We start from the raw sequence: 19,659 nt of genomic DNA, 5'->3' as shown, positions 1-19,659 counted from the left end.
ATTATTTATCAATTTGCTTTCTCTTTATTAACTTATACAAATTTCCAAATTCTCTTAGAATAAAGACACCTTTTGAATTAGAAGTATCCTTATAAAATGGATTTATTTCTATTAATTTAGTAGATAATAGCTGTGCCAAATCATTAATATTGTTTTTATAAATACTACTCTGATCTTTTGTGCCATTTTTTATTAAATCCCATAGAACTTTTTTATCTACATTTTCAAGAGATTTAATTATCCTAATACCTTCGATTTCTTTAGAACCTCCAACCCTATCAATATATTCATAGATATTCTCATTGTTAGCTGGAATATGAAATGTTTCTTTTTCGAAAATTTTTGGTGAATGGTTATAAGTATAGTTATTAGTAATTCTAACATTTGGCCTAAAATAAGGAGATGATTCAACTTTTGTAATTTTAACAGTAGTATTTATTTGACCGTAATAGTTCATGGCAGATGCTTTATTACTTTTTATGATTTGCTTATATCTATCGTTTAATTGTTTTCTCTCATTATTATTTAAAAACTTTTCATCTAATTGCTTTATCGTTTTTACAATAGTATTTTTTACATGCTCTAAATCATTTCGAAGTTGTCTACTAGTGAAGCGTAATATTTCATCATAACCATAATTAATAGAATATTTATCACGTTCATAATCTTTTTGGATATCCTCAATGAAATAATGATAAAAACCATCACATTCAATAATTATTTGGGCATATTCACTATATACTACAAAATCATAAATGACTTGTTTATTATTGATTTTTTTATAGACTTGTTCATCAAATACATATCCTAATTCCAATAACACATACCGCATAATTATTTCTAATTCAGTTGATTTCATTTTTCATGATTTCACATCCTTTAAGAAAACGAATATAATAGTTGTTTAATTATGTATATTTTACCAAAAGAAATACTCAAGGTAAGTTCTTTTTATGCGATATCAAAAGTAAAATTTGATTTTAATAGTATAGCTTTACATAGAAGGTATTATAGTAATTATAGGGAAATTAATAATTACTAATTTTATGTGGAGGGATGTACCAGTGATTACTGATGCTGAGCTATGTATATCGAATACTTGTTACCTTTCTAGAAAAAAGGATGTAAATAGTAAATTACTTGAAAAAGTAGAAAGTGTTACATTTCATTCATTATTTTTAAAAGTGCAGTAGAAAATGATCCTGCACAACTAAATCGTTTCATTTTAGGTGGCGATAATATGTGGGGGAATGTAGAAATAGCTGCAAAAAGTATACAACCGAATGCATCCTATGATGATGTTGGAATATGGTATAGGGCTTTAAGAGAGCATCAGAATAAAGGGGTAAATATTTTAACTTTAGAACATGGAAAACAATTTATTGATAAATATCTAGATTTGAAAAGTTGTGAATTAGATTGGGAGGAAAGTGCCCAAATTGCAAAATACTTGTTAGCGAATGATAGAGTAAAATCCTTGTATGATTTTTATTATGATTCCATCATTATAGCCGATTTTGAGCAAATTACTGACCCAAGTAATAATAACACTTTAGAATTTTTAAGAGAGTTTTGCAGATGGAATCAAAAATATGGAAGAAAAAATATTTATTGTATATTAGGAAACGACACAGTCATTGACATACAAATTTTAAACGAAGAATCACCAATCTTTACTGAATTATTTAAATTCAATACTGCAGCTGAGGAACTAGATCATTACCCATTAATAAATTTTGGAGAATTTGATAGAGAAAATAGAGAAGAATAAAAGTATTCTAGAAAGCGAAATCAATTTGATAGCAAATATTTTATCTCCTTGAACATTAATCAAGGATGTATTTTTGTTTGAACAGTAAAACGAAGAATTGCTTTATTTCAATGATTACACATCATATTTTGTGGTCATTGTTACAATGCAAAAATGGCTATTTTAATGTTAAACTTTGAGGCTGGCGAAGTATAATAGTCGTCAAGAAAGGGTCATTTTAAACATGGTGAAATACAGTATTATCAACGGTTCGCGCACATCAGGTATATGAAGCCGTTCATAGGGTTAATTGGGTATAGATGAGTGTACCCAATTAATCCTATGAAACTGAAGAAAAAAGGCAGCTCGTTAATACGATAAATAAGATTCCTTTCAAAATCTAAAAATATTTTAATACAAATCAAAATCCTTTCCTATTTGTAACTTAATAATGGTGAAGTTGATTTTGAAGAATTTCCTCCTAGCATCTTATTCGAATATGAGTAAATGCCGTTTATAATACTAAAAATCATTTAGGAGGAAAAAAGTATGTTTATAAGCAAAGTAATGTTTGAAATGAATCGTGGTAAAAGTATAGAAAATATGGCAGAAGAATTAGGAATGGATGTAATTAAGTTAAATACTAAACTGAAGAATGCTGCAGTTGAATTTGATGAGGTTAAGAAAATTTGGGATTACTACGGATCGAATGCAGAAGAATCACTAAATAGAGACATTAAAAAAACAGTTAAAGTAAAAGACGTAGACAGGGCATTTGTTGATCGGCATAAACAAACAACGAAGGTAAAAGATGTTCCAAAGAAGGATTTCGATTTCGAGTACACACTATTTAAGGATTATCTCGATGCAAACAACAAAGAGTTAAATTCAAAGAAGACTTTTACTTTAAATGAAGAGATCTACGATACCATTAAAGAATTAAGTAAAAAGAAATCGATGAAAATCAATGTGTTAATAAACGTATTACTGGCGAAGGGATTAGGATTTTATAATATTGAAATAGTAGATAATAAAAGTTCTGATACGGATAACAAACCAACTTATAATGAAATTTAATCTGATGAGGCGTGATGTACAGGTGAATATAACTTGTATATTGCGTCTTTTTTTAAACAAATAGATAATCTACGTTTACTCCATTAAAGGGTCAGAATGTGGGTACAAAGAACTTTAATCGGACTGGATAATTATGTTAATATGGATGTGTGTAAAGATTAACACAAAAGTGATGAGGCAGATAAGGGATAGGGTGTATTAATGATGAATGTAAATGAAATTAAATATAAAGACTTTGGAGTAAAGGAATATTACGTTTGGGAGCAACAAGAAATACAGAATGTAAAAGGATATGGTGTTTATACATTTTTTGATTTAAATGGAGAACCATTATATGTTGGAAGATCAAATAATATTGGTGAAAGAGTTCTCAATCATATACATGGAAAGACCACTGAATTAGCTAGAAATAAATTTAATTATATAGATAAAGACCATTATAAATATCTTCATTCAGTAAGACTAATCAGTCTTTCAACAGAAGATTTTATATGGTTGGAGGCGTATGTAATTGCTAGGCTCGAACCAAAACCAGTATTTAATAAAGAGTTTAGGTCTGATTTACCTGATGACCCAAAACAATTAAATCTGGAATATAAAAGAAGATTAGATTTATATTTTGAGGAAAATGAGACACGTAAAAGAGGTAGTGAAGATTCTGAGTGGTCGTATTATCATGAACAAATCATGAAATTCTATCAAAGCAAACGAGTAATAGAATATGGAGTTAAGATCGAAGATGTAGTATTAATGCAAATATTTCAGGAAGAGGCTAAAGCTGGGAACATCAAGAAAAATTGCCCAGACCTCAAATCGTTTATTAAACCTTCTAAGAGAAAAGGTAAATTAAATCATAAAGAAGAGATTATTGAATACATAGCTTCAAAATCATCGGGATGGACAAAAGAAAAAATAATTAAGCATGCAATAAATATTGGGTTAAAAAAAGAAAGAAAGATTCCTAACTTGAACGCTATAAAATTCACCCAAATAAGAGTATAGAAATACGTGGTGTATCTATAATTAAACAAAAAGGAAAAGTAAAATTATTTATTTTTATAATCAGCAAGTAAACCCCTTGAAAAAAAAAAAGAAACCATCCATTTTAAATTTTTAAGTTATTCGATTATAGTGCGCTATTGTTGAGGATAACAAGTATAAAATGATCAAACTTTTTTATAAAATTCAAATTTAAATCTGCTGAAAAAGAATCCATTTTGATTAATCTTTTGTCAAAATGAATCTTCTGATTTATCGTAAAAATATGGGTCTTCGGAGTATTTTTGCTCAAACTTTATTTCAAAGTTACAATTAACTCATATTACCTGATTAAATGTGTTAGCTATTGTAGGGAAAGAATTGATTAATGAAAACTTTTTAGTGAAATCACAACAACTGGATTCGGTTAAGATTACTAACAAATTATTGAATTTAGGTGAGATTGATTGGCCTGCTAGTTTTGATTTACAATATACTAAAGGGACGGTTGGTTCAAAATTATTAGCTAATGATATTAAAATTGTATAAATTAAAGAATGGTGAGAATTGTTAAAGGCAGTTCTCATCTTTTTAGTTAAAAAACATACGACTACTTATGGTGAAATAATACAATGTTTATGTGGTGCTGAAAATTAAAATATATAAAAATAGTGAGAAAAAAGAAGTTAATTATGAAGAGAGGGCAAATATTATGGAATGTTGTACGGAATGTTTTGATGAAAAAGAAATTCAAAAATTTATTAAGAGTAATAATATAATTGGTAATTGTAATTTTTGCGAAAGTAAAAACATTAATGTTTGTAAATTGGAGGAATTAGGTTCTTTTGTGAGAGAGGGCTTTAAGAGAGCATATGAACACGTTGAAGAATTTTCGGGAGCAATTTGGGATTCAGAAGAGAAGAAATACATTGGTAGTAAAGGAGAAGAAGCAGGAGAGTCTATTCTTGATATTTTATATTGGACAGAAGGGATTTTTTCAGAATTATATGATGTAGATAGTGCAGCGAATTTATTAGAACGCTTAATTGAGGAGAGTGGACCTTCTGACAGAGAAAAAATGCAGGGAGCTTATGATGAGTTAGATGATATTTATAGTCCTTCATTTGTTACAATTAATGATTTATACAGAAGTGAAGTAACAGAAGAATTTTATGTATGGAAAAAATTCAAACATACTTGTAAGTATTATAACAGATATTTTGATTTAGGGAATGAGCATTCTTCGAGAACTGACCTATTAAACAGCTTGGGCAGAATTTTTGAGTTAAAGAGTGAAACTATTGATACTGATCAAAAATTATACAGAGCCAGAAAAGTTGAAAAAGCATTTACTGAATCAAAAAATATTAATTGGTATAAAGAATTAGGGCCAGCTCCAGCTAAATATGCAACTAATAATAGAATGAGCCCTTCAGGGATTTCATATACATATTTAGCAGATAATATACAGACAACAATTCAAGAAATAAGAGCTGAAAATAGAGATAAAGTAATCTTAGGAGAATTTAATCCTAAATTTGTACTATGTGTATTAGATTTATCGAAGAAAGTTAAAATACCTAAAGTAAGCATTTTTAATGAGGAATATCGTCATAATGATAATTGGTTAGAAGAATTTATCTCAGACTTTACTGAAGAAATAAGTAAACCCGTAAGCAATGTTGAAAAAAATATAGAATATATCGCCACTCAAGTATTAGCGGAATTTATTAGAAAGTTAGGTTTTGATGGAATTAAATTTGAAAGTAGTCTAATTAATGGGACTTTTAATTATGTTCTGTTTTGTGGTCCTAATCCAGAGTTATCTAGAGAAGATTATGATCATGAATATTTTGAATATAAGGAGTTAGAATTACCATACTTCAACGAATGGTTATTTCTTAAAAAAGTATCTAATAATGAAGTTTATCAAAATTACTCATTAAAAACCCTTAATGACAACACAGAAATAGAACATTTAGAAGAGTTTACTTTAAAATCTGGCTACAGTAAAAAGAAATTCAATAGATACGAAGAAGCTTCAGCGTATCTAAAAGAATTAGAGGGGTATTTAAAATCAAAGTACAATGTAGAAAATATTGATATAGAAACCGAAGTAAAAGACTTCATTCAAAATAATGTTTCAAAGGATACTGGATACATTATATCTGCTAACGAGGGCTTTCATTTTATCGAAATAATAATAAAAAGAAATCTTCCATTTTGGGAAGATCGAAATTCTAAAAATCTTCAATTTATAGATAAAGAAAAAGAAAGGTCATTTTTCGGTGACAGTAATATGTTATCAGTAGATTGGAATAAACTATTTTAAAATTAATTAGAGTGTTTAACTATAAATGATAGGAGTAATAGATGAAAAGAATTGTATCAAATATAATTGGAGAAGTTATATTGTCTTACCAAGAGAATGGTTATCAAGAAGTAATAGATACTTTTAATGAATCTAATTATATAAATATTGCAACTTATAATATAAACTCTTTTATTAGAGACAGCTTCTTAGTTAATGGGTTGAGAAATATTGATATATCTATTCCCATAACATTGATATTAAATGTTCCATATCAAAATTATCCCAGAAGAATAAGTTATGTTTTAACTTTATTAGAGCGAGAGCGATTTGGAAACTTAAATGTATATTTTAATTTTTCTAATCACGTTAAGCTTATAATGACTGATAGGATTGCTTATATAGGCTCCCAAAATTTCTCGGATGCTAGTAGAAATAATTATGAATTAGGTGTTTTAGTTCGAGAATCAGAGCAATTACGAATGATAGATTCAGTGATTTTTGAGGAGCTAAAAGCAAATTCTATTCTTTACTCCACATCTGAATACAATGTGAGAATGGAAGAATTATCATCGCTGCTAAATAATTCGATTAGAGGTATAAGGCAACAAATCTTTACTGTAATAGGTGATGGATACCCTGTTCCTGAACAGGAAATATTAGATATACATCAGGCGTATTTTGATAAGCAAAAATGGAGAAATTTCGAAGAACTATTTGGAAATTTTGAAGATGTAGTTAATGAGATTATCGAAGGATATCACGAACTAATAAATCAAGAAACAATTCAAGCATATATGGATGAACTAAGTCTATCAATTACTCAATTTATTTCAGAATTAGAAGAGTTAAGTAAATTCTCTAGGTTTGTTGAAGAATCCATGATGTGGGATAAATTTTACGAAAATGATACGGGTGATAATTTGGATGAGAATATTGAAAAAGCAGAAAGTGCAGTTAGGCATCTTAAAGAAGATGAATTTCATCATTTAGAAAACTCATCTGATATACTGATTGGATTATTTAATAATATCGAAGAGCAAATACAAAATGTTTTGGATGGAATTCATGAAATTAGGGAAGCTATGATTTCAAGAACTATAATTACTAATGAAGTATATATAAGAAACCGAGCTATTCTAGAAGCTGGAAACTGACTTGAAATTATAGAAAGGTTGTTATTGATGAAGTTATACAAAGATATTGATTATTTAGATGTAGATAAAGAGGATTTATTAGAATATGAAAAAATCAGAGAGTCTGAACTAGTTCATCCCACAGCTACAGGAATGTTAAAAAGAGTAAGAATTAATAAATTTCATGAATATCCTAAATCTATTAGACATTATATTCATTTATTTCCTAATAACTATTTAGATATTATTGAATTGCAACAACACGATAAAATACGCAAAATGGCAGTTGACTTTAAAAATTTATTAGATACTAATCCGAATGAACAAACAGTTTTAAATTTTATTAATGAAAATGAGAATTATTTAATTATCGCTTCATTGTTTACATACTACAATTTTGGGCATCATGAGGCATATTTGTTTAAAGAGTTTTCATTAAATACTCAGTACCGAGCAGATTACCTTTTGGTAGGCAAAGGATCAGGTGGTTATGAATTTATATTTATTGAGTTAGAGAGCCCATCCAATAATCCTTTTAAAAATAACGGAACTGAATTAAGCCAATATTATCAAAATGGAATAAATCAAGTTAAAAGTTGGGAACGTTTTTTAGAACAACAATTTTCAAGTTTACAACCTAAATTTAATGAAGCAAAAAATATGAATCAAGCTCTACACAGTGAATTTATTAATAATGACAGTAGTCGAAGGCATTATATAGTAGTTGCTGGAAGGAGAGATCATTATGAGTCTAATCCGGATTACTCTTATGCTATTAGAAGACAAGAAGAGAAAAATTCGAGAATAAAATTACTTCATTATGATAATCTTATTGACTTAACAGAAGAACTAATTGGTAAAAACACTTACTAAACAAAGTTTTAATCAATCTACTTTTATAATAATCAACTTTACCTAAAACCAATGTTTACAACGTTAATCAAACTTTATTTTAAACCTACAATTTTTCGATGGGGAAATCGAGTTTAGTTTTATAAACAAGATTGATCATGTAAAACAAAATTTGATTTTTTAAAATAAAGTTTGATTGAAAATCCTGCGTTGATTTGCAGGATTTTTTCTTATTCCACAATAGGGCGCGTTTGTTGAAAATCATTAAGTCTAATTCCTCCAAAAATACGGAGGGATTAATCTTTTTCTTATTCAATATCCATACATTGTATAGATGCACTTTTCTGGACATTTGCATTGGTAAAAGCATCGTAGATAAATGGTAAGTTGGGTAGAAATAACTGATAAAAACATGACAGAGGTGATACCTTTTTATGGTTGTAATTTGTTGTGTAAAAAATCAGCATATAGATAAAGCATTGAGTCAGTATTCTCAATGCTTTTACCTCTTAATATACTAACTGATGATTGTTTGATACTTTAGTTTTGTTTTCTTTAAAATGTATACAAAATGTAAAGTGTTCAAACATTGACATCAAAGATATTCATTCTCCAAATCTCCTTATTTTCAAGATAATAATCCTCATAAAATAACCGAATGATGATACTCTTTATTGGACCGTGGATACTTTCAAAATAAGATTTAAAAGTTTTTGGCGTTAGCCCAAGAAGGTATGGTAGCACAGGATCATTTGTCACATCCCAGATAAAAACGTTGAAATCAACTTCTACATCAATATCCGAAAAATCCGTAATATTAAAGCAGTGTAAATTATCTAGGATATAATTTAGTACAGATTCAAAGTGACTTTGTAAGTCTTCGTGAATATAACTAGTATTAATAAGTTCATGTTTTGATAATAAAAGAATCTTTTTGTAAAATTCCGGTAGAATTCCATAGTCATGATTGATTTCATAATTGTCAAGTGGATAATTCATTTGGGTATTATTTAAAAACTCAATGACTTCTTGATATTCTTGGATTTTGTTCATGATTAATTCCTCCATTGAAAGTTTTAAGTATTATAGCTAGTAATTTTTTATATTCGAATAGGAGGAAGTAAAAAAATTAAAATATTTTTTGTAATTTTAGAATTGAGTTTATGTTAATTAAACGTTTGTTCGCCTGTAGGGTGGTACATTAAGATAGTGAATAATTGTTTTTAATATTAAGATATGAGATAATAATTGTAATGAAGCGGTCTCTGTGTGTTTTGGTAGAGCCACAGTTGATCTTGTCTATTAGTAATATGAGAAGGGTTCATTGTCACAATGGGCCTTCTTGCTTTTCTAACTAAATTTAAAATTAATATCAAATTAAGGGAGTACCCCAGATTGATGTTATATGACTGAATTTTGCAGTCTATAGCATTAGTTTGGGGTACTCTTTTTTTATTTTTAAAATTAAAAGGAGACGATAAATATGTTTAATGTAAAAACAAATAAAGGTACAAAAACAGCAAAACTAGATAGAGAGTTATTTTTCCAAATTGCAAAAGGCAACATTCAAATTTCAAACAGTGCGATTAATTTCATGCTCTATGCAATTAAATATGTAGCGAAAGATGGCCGTATTTATTGCAATTTAGATGATATGCGCAACGCATTATATATGCAGAATAAAACGTTAAACCGTGTAATCAATGAGTTACTGTCTTTAAATTTAATCTCAGAAAAGGATGGATTCCTATATTCACGTTTTCATGTCTTATCAAACGGAGATAAAGAGGATAAGGGCTACATTCGTAATATCAGGGCTTTAACATCTACCGAAATTTTAACATTGGATAAAACGAAGAAACGCTTCTTCTTATATGTAGCTTCTTTTGCGCGTATGGATGTCCCTAAACCCGTGTCTGTGGAAGCATTGTATAGTAACAAATATCATACCGGTGTTAATTACATCGAGAGCTATAAAGAATTATCTGAAATCCTTTTTGAATTTGTGCAAAAAGGATTATTTGTCGTGTACATTAATAAGCAACGTTTTGACAATACAATTAGCGACTTTAAACAAAAATTCCATGCGTATTGCGGTTACAATCCCGCAACCGGAAAGAAAAGAATGTCTCTAAAAAGAACGCATAAGATTGCTCTTAGAATTCATGAGCGACTTCTTCTGGACGTAATCCCAAATGAATCTAGCAAAGATGAGATTAAACATTTTGCTAATGAATTTAACATTTATCATGAAGTGATGCGCCCTGAGACATTTCGGTTTTTTAGCAGCATTCAAAATGATTTATTTGAGCGTTTTGGTTCTACTGGTTTAGAACTATATCGTCATGCTCTTGTATCCTATTTTTCTACAGAACAAGAAAACGTGTTATATCATGATTTACTAGCTAAAGAAGATGAAACAAAAGCAGTAAATACAATGGTGGACTTCTATTTACTTAAAAATGTTCAACAGATTATTGTTAAAGTTTTAACTGAAAAATCGAACTTAAATGATTTGGAGTCATATTTCGCTCAGGAAAATCATGTATCAAATTTAATTCAATATTTTATCGAAAAATCATCTGATAACCATAAAATTTTATTGGATACGGAACTTGAACAACATGGCCTTACATTAGACCGCGCAATTGAAGCAAATCAAAAAGAGGAATCACTTTCCTTATTAAATAAACTTGTTTCAGATATTTATAATCAATTCGATTTCCAACTTGATCATATTTCGTTTTCTAAAAAAGAACAAATTCGTCAGTGGGCATCTGAAGGGGTTTTAGCTGTTAAAGATTCATTAGAACATGCTATTACAAAACTTAAACACAAAGTAAACTTCGTAAACAATCGTCCAGTTTATAAAATTGGTAATGTTAAACCAGCGATTAAGAAAAAGACGTCTAATATTGATTTATACGCCCAAAAGAGAAGAGAACAACGTAAAAAACTTACGGAAAAGGGCAAGGAGTTGGCGAGAACTCAAAACATTGGAGATATACAGTTCGACTATTAATAAAGCTTGTTAAAAAATGTAATATCAAGCTGTTAATGGCTCATTTTTAAAAAATGAGTTTCAGGCAGCTTATTTGTTGTGCCTTCATTTTCTGCCTTACAACACCAATGGAACATTTTGCGTACCAACAGTTTTTCGAACTTGACCTAATAAGATCAAGTTCTTTTTTTTTATGCAAAAAAGGAAATTTCCCCCTTATTTTTTTCCTTTATACTTGAATAAGAAGGGATTATAGTCGTACGTCTGTGTTACATAGAATTAATAAAATAGTAGATACGCATTTTAATAATATTGATAATAATCCAAAGTCGGAAAGTGATTTTTATATAAAAACTCGCCCAAAATCTTGTATATCAAGGGTTTATAAGGGATGTTTTATCAGATATGAATTTCACTAATGTATTTTGTTATTGGTTTTGAAATACTGTATTTTATTTGATTTGAGATTTAATTTGTTATAAATAAGATAGTTGCATATTCAATCTATTAAAATTATTATTGAATGATTTAAACTTTGTAATAATTTGGTACTATTGAATTGATGGGGCTATCGGGAGTTTGTGGTAAATCGAATCCAAAAGTATTGGTGAAATGTTAGAAACTAACTTAGAGTCTTGGATCCCATCTTTAAACATGGTTATCGAGGACCTCTATTCATGTTACAGAGTAGTTAGATAGTATTTGGTGCATAAGATGGATTCGCAAAAAGAATTGGCTTCAGCCAATTGTTGTTATGTTAAACGTAAGGAGGAAATTATGTGGCAAGTCCAATAACTATAATTAAAAATAATGAGCTTTTATTTAAAGCAACAAATATTCAAGAGGCAGCTGGATTCCTTGCCGAACATCTAAATACAACAAAAAATAAATGTTATGATCCAATTGAATGAGGCTATGTATATAACATTCCATTCTTTGTTGAGGAAGACGAGTATCGTTTTGTTGCACCTGATGAAATAGCGGCAAATCGTCGAAAAGAACTAGAAGAAAGAGATCATAAAAATGCTCGTAGAATTTGGTTAGTGCCAGCAAATCCGAATGAATATGACATAGAGAGTGCGTTTACCCGTTATGATACATTAGACTGGAAACGATCTTATAACTATGAAAATGGCGATATTTTATACATATATGTTTCAGGAAATATAAGGAAAGTTCGGTATAAAGTTGAAGTTGTAGAAGGTTTGGTCCGTACTAAAGATGTTACATATAATAAAACGTTTTGGATGGATGAACAAAAATTTGAGCAATCCAAAGTTTGGGATTGGACACGTGTACGCTTAGTTGATGAAGTCGATACCTCTGAACTGTCTCTTACACATCTACGTGAGATGGGTTTGAAAGGGAATATTCAAGGTTCTATGAAATTAAAGGGTATATTGCGAGATTATATTATGTCATTCTTTGAAAAGGATTTAACGGATGGTTATTATCCTGATGAAGTTCCCGAAACATTAGAAGAAGGAAAGCGTAAAAGTGTTATGGTGAATGTTTATGAACGCAATCCATTTGCCCGTAAACAATGTATTGATTATTATGGGGTCCAATGTCAAGTTTGTAATTTGGATTTTAAGAAAACCTACGGGGAAGTGGGGAAAGATTTTATTCATGTACACCACATTAAGCCGCTTCATGAGATAAAACAGGGCTATATCGTAGATCCAATAAAAGATTTAATACCTGTTTGCCCTAACTGCCACTCGATGCTTCATCGTAAAGAAAATGGGGTGTATTTATCGATAGAACAATTAAGGGAACGTATTTTAAAGTCTAGATTGTAATTAAGAATTAAATTACCAAGAATTCAAATTGCTTACTCTTCACTAAAGTTATATCCCTACTGAAGAAATATTTCATTTGCTAGAAAAAGTTATACTATTTAGTATTATAATTATAAGTTTCAAAAGCGCTAGCATCTATTATTGGCCATCATTGATACAAAGATATGATTCAAGAATGTTTGAACTAGAGAGGTAAAAAGTAGAAAAGGTTACAGATACTTTTGGAAAATTTATTATGATATTTTATGAGCTTTAATAATTTATTTATAGTTTTAGGAGGCACTAAAAAGTGTTGTATTTATGTTAGGGGGGGAAGTATTTGATTAATTTTGAACCTTTACTAGAAGAATGGAAACACAAAAATATTTATTTTGTAATAGATGTTGTGGAGAAATTTTGTAATAAAAATAATTTAGATGGAATTGATGGCATATATGGTTTTTTGTGTTATGTAAAAAAAATAATTGCAGATAAGAAGGTTGAGGAAAATAAGGACTTGTTAAAATCTTTTTTTGAAACTTCATACACCATATGGGCATTGGATAAGTTAGGAAAAAGTAATTTAGCAGATGCTGTAGCCAAAAATATGATGGTAGGAGGGGATTTTGGAGAAACTATTGCATATCAATCAAGTGAATCAGGTAATTATTTTAGGAATTTTGAACTACAACTAGCTCTTGCAGCAAGACTTCTTGAAGGTGGTTTAGATTTTAATGAGGGAAAAGAAGGGGAACCTGATTTTATCTTAACCACAGAGACCTTTGTAATAGAAATAAAAGCGCCTGCTTCTAAATTAGCACTACTGCAGGATATTTTAAAAGCTGTTAAACAGATTGAATTGTCAGGAAAAAAGGGAGTAATTGTTGTTTCTTTGGATCATATGGTCGCAAGAGGTATGGTTCAAGACGTGATGGATGATTTACCGGAACAAATCCAAGATATTATACTGTCAGTTTTACCAGTAGACACGGATTTTAATACCATTGGAGTAATTGCAGAATGGGTGAAATGGGATGAGGAACAACAATATCTATCGACTGTTCAACCAATAATGAATACTCAAAAGCATAATAATTTAGATAATCAGATAATAATAAAAAAAGTTTGGCAGGCACTTACAATAGAAGATATATCCGAATTTCCTATTTTGCACCGCGAGGTAACTAAGAAATTCAATTATGAAAAGAATTCAATAAATAATATGGATATATCAAGAGAAGGACGAGAGTTCTATGAATCTTTATGGGGGGAAGATTAATATTAAAAGTAATAACTTTTGGTCTTTTTCTTCATTGAAAAGTGGATCTTTCTATCTTATGTGGACATACCTATTTAACCATTTTTAAGGTTTTATGAAGGGCTATTTTGATGAATTAAGGAGCCAACCAATGAAATTACACTATTTAATCTTTCATCCAGACCGTGAGAGGGAGCTAGTAAAAATAAGGGGACAAGCTATTATTAATTATCAATTAAAAGATGATTGGACAGGTATGATATGGTCTGATAAGCGAAAACATAATGAGGATCCATTCATATACAATCAACAATGGGCATATTCATATTGCCATGCAACACAGTTAAGTAGAGCGTTTAAGAAGAATGTTCCCTTTGTTCAAGCTGGATCAGTATTATTTTTTTGTAGTGGTGACTATATTGATAAGAATGAGGTTGTTTTGGATACAGTCTTTTTTGTTCAAGGCGCATATAAATGGGTGAGTAATCAATTAACAGGTCCGCAACTTCCGTATGAATTAGAAAATTATTTTGGAGATAATAGTTCCCCTTTATGGGAAAGACATTTGAAATATCCTTTTCAAAATCAACATTATACTCCCAAAAAAGGTAATTATACATATATTTCGCCGAAATTTGACAAATCAGTGACGCGAAATTATTCATTTCTTCCTTTAAAAGATAGTGGTATTCGCACTTCATTTCCTACTTCAATCCTTAACGATAACTTAGTCACTCTTATTAATGAAAAGAAAAATGGGAAAAGACCCGTACCACTTACTGAGTGCTACAAGAATGAGTTATTAGATCTAATTGATAAACACACAATGATAAAGGTTGTTGAGGTTCAAAAAGAACTTTCTTAATTTAATTTCCTACTTTTTTTATAAAAAAGTGCTAAAATTCAGTACTAAAAAAGTTAGTATTAATATCAAAAAATATAAGAAACTATTAAGGAGCATAAGTAATTCTTTTAATAGTTTTCCCAATATGATTTAGCGTTTCTTTTACAAAAAAATTATTCTATATTACACCCATTAATAATACGTCTCCGTAAGCAATTTGAGTAAACCTTATTAATTCCTTTGTAAGAGCATTTTATAATGGTCAAAAAAGCCTTGTAAACGTTGGTATTATAAGGTTTTAGATTTTTAGATCAGTAACACCCGCCGTCTCCATACATAAAGCTGAGTAATATTGTAGCGGTAAATAATGATAAAGGTATCATAATATAAAAATGGGTGGATACAGACAATACATTTGGCAATGAATGATTTACTAAGCTTTTACCGAAATTAAGGTTAAGCAATACACCAATATAGGAAAGAGGTTTACATCAGCAAAATAAGGTATACTATACTTGTTGAATAGATTTCTTTAAAGGCAGGAAAAGTAGGTGAACCAAAGTGGGGAAATATCAATTGGATACTAAAGGTAAGGTGGCTGTGGCAAAGTATCATGAAAAAAACAAGCCGGCCAAATTTGATAAAAAGCAGCAACTTGAGAAAATACGTGCGGAGTATTTGAAAAAGAAGCAAGAACAAACAGATCAATAACTTGAATGAAAACATAGGAAGACTAAAATTTCCTTATGTTTTTCTTTTCAAATTGATAATAAAGACATTGAGACGACAAAGACTTATAAATGGGAGTCAACATCTACAATTGAGGACAAAAAATTACATGATTTGAATGCATTTTTCTGTTTTGATAATAATCTTAAAACTACATCTTAGCCCCAACGACGATTGAGTGGGAGTAGTCATAAAGCGAGATAACCACCCGTTTATCTCTTTCAACTGATATCCATCGTTTTTGGTTAAATGTGAAAGAATTCATGTGAATATATGCATATCAAACTCTTCAAAGGCTCTATTTTGGGTATTAATTTATATATTTTTTTTACATCTGAATGTCTCAGTCTCTTAGTATTTTTTTTATTTGCATCTGCTTTCAATAATAGAGAGTAATGTCTTTAGAGGTAACTAAGGTTTTTCTAATAAAAAATTATCTTTATTTGTAGCATTTCTAAAATCAGAGCGCAATTAAGTAGGTTACACATAAATGAATTAAATAGTTAATTCATTTATGTTAGCTTCGTTATTTCATTTGGCTACTTGGGTAAATGAGTTCGGTATTGCACCGGACTCGTTTTTTAATTTTGCCTTGATCCGTTTCATATTATAGTAGTTTATATATTTTTCTAATTCTATTTTTAATGCTCTATACTTTCTAATTCCCTCATGTAAAGGAATTCGGATTTCCAAAGAAATTCTCCATGACTGAGTTGTCGTAACAATTTCCTTTACGAGACATACTTTGAACACCCCCTCTTGATTCAAAGGCCCGACAGTATTTATTCATTTGATAATGCCAGTCTTGATCGGTATGCATAAGTAACTGGTGGTGCTCAGGTAAACGTTCGAGTGCTTTGTTCAACATGTCTGAAACAAGTGAATAGGTTGGTCTAGAGTAAACTCTAGTGTTTAATTTGTATACGGCTGAATAATAGCCTCAACTATACTGTATTTCATATTGCTTAATCCATTTAAGGATTGCTTTATTATTAGTCCCCATAAGATTTAGCTATAGCATAGGAGCTTTCCTTCCATTCCTCTTAAGCAGCGCTCAACAGCTTGGAAATTATCTTCGGCAGTTCAATACAAGTTTTTTATGTTCCTAATTCCATCCATTTGCATTGAAAACTTCAAAATATTTTCTCTATTCCTTCTTTAGGAAGTATAACAAGTGAAGTATTTTTTTGTATTGTAGAATAGAGGTGAGCACAGTATTTGGTATATTTATGTACATTTAAAATGATATGAAAATTACTAAATGTATAAGGTGGTGGTTTGAATGAAGAATAGAATCCCCAAACCTATTATCAACACGGTTTTATTGTTACTTTTTCTTGTTGCTTTATGGCTCTTAGGTAATGTTAGCCAACTGTTTGCTAGTAAAGAAAATACCGAAAGTGAAATTGGTTATATAGTAATGCATGAAGGAATAGTTTATTTTATTCAAGGGAAGGACGCTCAACAATCAGATATAGGGAGTTTCTCTAGCGAAAATCTCATGTACTTAAATAAATTTGAAACAGTTTCAATTTTAATTAATGAATCGAAACTTTCTATGAAAGGAATTAAAAGTGGAGATGAAGTGAGGATTTGGTATTCTGAAATTTTGGAGTCAAATCCAGCAAAAATCAAAGTTATTCGTATAGAAAAACTGTGACTAACATTTCGTTTTTACTAAATATAATTTAATACCATTTATAAACTAAAATTCCATTTATTTCCTTTATTTAAGCTGATTATCGCTTCTCAAAATTAATTTTAATGGAGCATAATGCCACAATCTCGCGCGGGATTCAGCCTATGAAGATGTGAATCCCATCACTATAATGGTAGAAGGGTGTGCTAAAAGTCGAGAAACTTTCAGCACACCCTTTTGAATTTAATTGAACAGACGAAAATGAAGGAGGGCTATACTCCCGTATTTTTCTATCCATCATTTAAAAATATAGTATAGTTATTGTAAAAACCGAAATGATCGAGGGGACTGGAATAGATGAACTTACTAGAAGTTGGAGTAAAAATAAAGCAGATGCGGAAGAAAAATAAAATGTCTCAGGATGATTTAGCTTCGCAGATTAATTTAACGAAAAGTCATATTTCAAAAATAGAAAATGGCAAAGCGACACCGAGTCTAGTGACATTGTCCAAGATTGCGGAAATATTTGATGTGCCAATGGCTTGGTTTGTTATTCAGGATCAATTTGATGGCATTTCGATTGTATCGAAAAAAGAACGCCATGAGACGGTTGAGACGAATGAACTTGGCTATCAATATGAGCTGTTAGCGAATAAGAGCTATATGAGCAATATCAATCCTTCTATTGTTACTGTACATAATGGGGCGGAAAATTTAGCGCCTTATACTCACGATAATGATGAATTTATTTATGTCATTTCGGGTAGTATCGTCTTGAAATATGATCAGAAATTTTACCATCTAGAAGAGGGGGACTCTGCGTATTTTTCTGGGAAAAAGGAGCATATCTTTATTAATAATTCTGCAGAAAACTCAAAGGTATTAACGATTTATGTTGAGGATTAAATCTTTCTTTTAAACGTAAATATTATCGAAAATACAAATTTCTTGTTTACAATACTATTCAGACAATTTACAATTGGTGTAATATTATTCAACTAAGTTGAATTATATTACACTTTTTTAAATTTTGGGGGTATGGGGATGACTTCACGTATTAAGGGATTTTATTTACTTTCAGTAGAAGAGCGAATTAAGTTAATCGCTGAAAAATCAAATTTAACCAATGAGGAAGTTGAAGCTTTAAAAAGTGGAATTTCATTAGAGCTTGCAGATGCAATGGTTGAAAATGTTATTGGACACATTTCGGTGCCTCTAGGGGTAGCGGCCAACTTTAAGGTGAATGGCAAAGAGGTATTTATTCCAATGGCTACGGAAGAGCCGTCAGTAATCGCTGCGGCTAGTAATGCGGCACGAGCAGCATATGAGTTAGGTGGTATTTTTACTTCCAGCTCTGGAACAGTTATGCGAGGGCAGATTCAGGTATTAAATAGTGAGGACCCTCATGCAGCGAGGGCGAAAATTTTTGAACATAAAAATGAGATCATCGAGCATTGTAATGAAAAGGATCCAACGTTAGTCAAGTTAGGCGGCGGAGTGAAGGATATCGAGGTACACTTAATCGACACAGCAAAAGAAACAATGGTTGTCGTCCATTTAATCGTAGATACGAAGGATGCAATGGGGGCAAACGCTGTTAATACGATGGCGGAATCTGTGTCACCATTAATCGAACGGATTACAAATGGACGAGTTGTGCTACGGATTATTTCAAATTTAGCAGATAAGCGTATTGTTCGTGCGCGTGGTGAATTCTCGACAGAAATGCTCGGGGGGATAGAGATTGCGAAAAATATTGTAAGTGCTTACGAATTTGCAGATGCTGACCCGTATCGGGCTGCCACACATAATAAAGGGGTTATGAATGGTATTACAGCTGCGGTATTAGCATCAGGTAATGATACACGTGCTGTTGAGGCTGGTGCTCATGCCTATGCTGCTCGTTCTGGTAGATATCGTTCTTTAACAACGTGGGAGCTGAATAAAGCAGGCAATCTTGTTGGGACGTTGGAATTGCCATTAGCTGTTGGTATTGTGGGAGGGGCTACGAAGACTCATCCTGTTGCAAAAGCAGCGCTAAAAATTATGGATGTGCAATCAGCAGAGGAGCTAGCCAGCTACATTGCCGCAGTAGGATTAGTAGAAAATCTAGCAAGCTTACGCGCACTTTCAGCAGAGGGTATTCAATCTGGTCATATGCGTCTGCATGCGAAAAACTTGGCTGTAATGGCTGGGGCTACAGGCGATATTATTGATCGTGTTGTGCAGCAGGCGGTAGAAGAGAAGGATTTCCGTTATGATCGTGTTTTAGAGATTACAAACTCTCTGCGAGGTGAATAATA

At 30.7% G+C, this 19,659-nt stretch carries 18 protein-coding genes and 1 pseudogene; 16 read left to right on the top strand and 3 right to left on the bottom strand.

What is annotated here, in order from left to right:
- Window position 1: 1 nt before the first annotated feature.
- Window positions 2-859: a DUF559 domain-containing protein gene (locus MKY76_RS18695; RefSeq protein ID WP_342556960.1), complete on the bottom strand. Its 858-nt coding sequence runs from the start codon at window positions 857-859 to the stop codon at window positions 2-4.
- A 381-nt stretch (window positions 860-1,240) separates the two neighbouring features.
- Here MKY76_RS18695 and MKY76_RS18690 point away from each other — a divergent pair, with 381 nt between their 5' ends.
- The 7 genes from MKY76_RS18690 to MKY76_RS18660 all read left to right on the top strand — a co-directional run bounded on the left by MKY76_RS18690 (window position 1,241) and on the right by MKY76_RS18660 (window position 8,125).
- On the top strand, window positions 1,241-1,771 hold the full coding sequence (locus tag MKY76_RS18690) for a hypothetical protein (protein ID WP_342556959.1): 531 nt from the start codon (window positions 1,241-1,243) through the stop codon (window positions 1,769-1,771).
- Between the two features lie 528 nt (window positions 1,772-2,299).
- Window positions 2,300-2,827 carry a hypothetical protein gene (locus MKY76_RS18685; protein WP_342556958.1) on the top strand — a complete coding sequence of 176 codons (528 nt, stop codon included), beginning with the start codon at window positions 2,300-2,302 and terminating at the stop codon, window positions 2,825-2,827.
- A gap of 201 nt (window positions 2,828-3,028) precedes the next feature.
- A complete protein-coding gene (locus tag MKY76_RS18680) occupies window positions 3,029-3,829 on the top strand; it encodes a GIY-YIG nuclease family protein (RefSeq protein WP_342556957.1) in 801 nt (266 codons plus the stop codon).
- Window positions 3,830-4,186: 357 nt separating this feature from the next.
- A complete protein-coding gene (locus tag MKY76_RS18675) occupies window positions 4,187-4,354 on the top strand; it encodes a hypothetical protein (protein WP_342556956.1) in 168 nt (55 codons plus the stop codon).
- A gap of 94 nt (window positions 4,355-4,448) precedes the next feature.
- Window positions 4,449-6,137 carry an RES domain-containing protein gene (locus MKY76_RS18670; RefSeq protein ID WP_342556955.1) on the top strand — a complete coding sequence of 563 codons (1,689 nt, stop codon included), beginning with the start codon at window positions 4,449-4,451 and terminating at the stop codon, window positions 6,135-6,137.
- 41 nt (window positions 6,138-6,178) lie between these two features.
- Window positions 6,179-7,273: a phosphatidylserine/phosphatidylglycerophosphate/cardiolipin synthase family protein gene (locus tag MKY76_RS18665; protein WP_342556954.1), complete on the top strand. Its 1,095-nt coding sequence runs from the start codon at window positions 6,179-6,181 to the stop codon at window positions 7,271-7,273.
- Between the two features lie 27 nt (window positions 7,274-7,300).
- Window positions 7,301-8,125 (top strand): Shedu anti-phage system protein SduA domain-containing protein, encoded by an 825-nt coding sequence (locus MKY76_RS18660; protein WP_342556953.1) that lies wholly within the window; start codon window positions 7,301-7,303, stop codon window positions 8,123-8,125.
- 561 nt (window positions 8,126-8,686) lie between these two features.
- On the opposite strand, the gene MKY76_RS18655 is transcribed toward MKY76_RS18660, so the two are convergent.
- Window positions 8,687-9,157 carry a hypothetical protein gene (locus MKY76_RS18655; protein WP_342556952.1) on the bottom strand — a complete coding sequence of 157 codons (471 nt, stop codon included), beginning with the start codon at window positions 9,155-9,157 and terminating at the stop codon, window positions 8,687-8,689.
- A 430-nt stretch (window positions 9,158-9,587) separates the two neighbouring features.
- Here MKY76_RS18655 and MKY76_RS18650 point away from each other — a divergent pair, with 430 nt between their 5' ends.
- From MKY76_RS18650 to MKY76_RS18625, 6 genes are all read left to right on the top strand, one after another.
- Window positions 9,588-11,126, top strand: coding sequence for a hypothetical protein (locus MKY76_RS18650; RefSeq protein WP_342556951.1), 1,539 nt, complete (start codon window positions 9,588-9,590; stop codon window positions 11,124-11,126).
- A 758-nt stretch (window positions 11,127-11,884) separates the two neighbouring features.
- Window positions 11,885-12,016, top strand: coding sequence for a hypothetical protein (locus MKY76_RS18645; protein ID WP_342556950.1), 132 nt, complete (start codon window positions 11,885-11,887; stop codon window positions 12,014-12,016).
- A 132-nt stretch (window positions 12,017-12,148) separates the two neighbouring features.
- Window positions 12,149-12,907: an HNH endonuclease gene (locus tag MKY76_RS18640; RefSeq protein ID WP_342556949.1), complete on the top strand. Its 759-nt coding sequence runs from the start codon at window positions 12,149-12,151 to the stop codon at window positions 12,905-12,907.
- 319 nt (window positions 12,908-13,226) lie between these two features.
- Window positions 13,227-14,165: a hypothetical protein gene (locus MKY76_RS18635; protein WP_342556948.1), complete on the top strand. Its 939-nt coding sequence runs from the start codon at window positions 13,227-13,229 to the stop codon at window positions 14,163-14,165.
- Window positions 14,166-14,295: 130 nt separating this feature from the next.
- Window positions 14,296-15,009 (top strand): hypothetical protein, encoded by a 714-nt coding sequence (locus MKY76_RS18630; RefSeq protein ID WP_342556947.1) that lies wholly within the window; start codon window positions 14,296-14,298, stop codon window positions 15,007-15,009.
- A gap of 540 nt (window positions 15,010-15,549) precedes the next feature.
- Window positions 15,550-15,699: a hypothetical protein gene (locus MKY76_RS18625; protein WP_004228154.1), complete on the top strand. Its 150-nt coding sequence runs from the start codon at window positions 15,550-15,552 to the stop codon at window positions 15,697-15,699.
- 557 nt (window positions 15,700-16,256) lie between these two features.
- Here MKY76_RS18625 and MKY76_RS18620 read toward each other — a convergent pair.
- Window positions 16,257-16,621, bottom strand: a pseudogene (locus MKY76_RS18620) (IS3 family transposase); the annotation flags it as partial.
- Between the two features lie 378 nt (window positions 16,622-16,999).
- Between MKY76_RS18620 and MKY76_RS18615 the strand changes: the two are divergent.
- The 3 genes from MKY76_RS18615 to MKY76_RS18605 all read left to right on the top strand — a co-directional run bounded on the left by MKY76_RS18615 (window position 17,000) and on the right by MKY76_RS18605 (window position 19,657).
- Window positions 17,000-17,377 (top strand): DUF3221 domain-containing protein, encoded by a 378-nt coding sequence (locus MKY76_RS18615; protein ID WP_342556946.1) that lies wholly within the window; start codon window positions 17,000-17,002, stop codon window positions 17,375-17,377.
- 336 nt (window positions 17,378-17,713) lie between these two features.
- On the top strand, window positions 17,714-18,262 hold the full coding sequence (locus tag MKY76_RS18610) for an XRE family transcriptional regulator (protein ID WP_342556945.1): 549 nt from the start codon (window positions 17,714-17,716) through the stop codon (window positions 18,260-18,262).
- Window positions 18,263-18,400: 138 nt separating this feature from the next.
- Window positions 18,401-19,657: a hydroxymethylglutaryl-CoA reductase, degradative gene (locus tag MKY76_RS18605; RefSeq protein WP_342556944.1), complete on the top strand. Its 1,257-nt coding sequence runs from the start codon at window positions 18,401-18,403 to the stop codon at window positions 19,655-19,657.
- The last annotated feature ends 2 nt before the right edge of the window (window positions 19,658-19,659 follow it).

Source organism: Lysinibacillus sp. FSL P4-0201 (assembly GCF_038593425.1).
Lineage (GTDB): Bacteria > Bacillota > Bacilli > Bacillales_A > Planococcaceae > Lysinibacillus > Lysinibacillus capsici.
Note: the sequence above shows the minus strand (reverse complement) of the source record. Positions and strands in the feature narration are given on the sequence as shown.

Bases quoted from the DNA above. Each gene is read 5' to 3' on its own strand.
- MKY76_RS18695 (WP_342556960.1), bottom strand. From the start codon at position 859: ATGAAATCAACTGAATTAGAAATAATTATGCGGTATGTGTTATTGGAA.
- MKY76_RS18690 (WP_342556959.1), top strand. From the start codon at position 1,241: ATGTGGGGGAATGTAGAAATAGCTGCAAAAAGTATACAACCGAATGCA.
- MKY76_RS18685 (WP_342556958.1), top strand. From the start codon at position 2,300: ATGTTTATAAGCAAAGTAATGTTTGAAATGAATCGTGGTAAAAGTATA.
- MKY76_RS18680 (WP_342556957.1), top strand. From the start codon at position 3,029: ATGATGAATGTAAATGAAATTAAATATAAAGACTTTGGAGTAAAGGAA.
- MKY76_RS18665 (WP_342556954.1), top strand. From the start codon at position 6,179: ATGAAAAGAATTGTATCAAATATAATTGGAGAAGTTATATTGTCTTAC.
- MKY76_RS18660 (WP_342556953.1), top strand. From the start codon at position 7,301: ATGAAGTTATACAAAGATATTGATTATTTAGATGTAGATAAAGAGGAT.
- MKY76_RS18655 (WP_342556952.1), bottom strand. From the start codon at position 9,157: ATGAACAAAATCCAAGAATATCAAGAAGTCATTGAGTTTTTAAATAAT.
- MKY76_RS18650 (WP_342556951.1), top strand. From the start codon at position 9,588: ATGTTTAATGTAAAAACAAATAAAGGTACAAAAACAGCAAAACTAGAT.
- MKY76_RS18630 (WP_342556947.1), top strand. From the start codon at position 14,296: ATGAAATTACACTATTTAATCTTTCATCCAGACCGTGAGAGGGAGCTA.
- MKY76_RS18615 (WP_342556946.1), top strand. From the start codon at position 17,000: ATGAAGAATAGAATCCCCAAACCTATTATCAACACGGTTTTATTGTTA.
- MKY76_RS18610 (WP_342556945.1), top strand. From the start codon at position 17,714: ATGAACTTACTAGAAGTTGGAGTAAAAATAAAGCAGATGCGGAAGAAA.
- MKY76_RS18605 (WP_342556944.1), top strand. From the start codon at position 18,401: ATGACTTCACGTATTAAGGGATTTTATTTACTTTCAGTAGAAGAGCGA.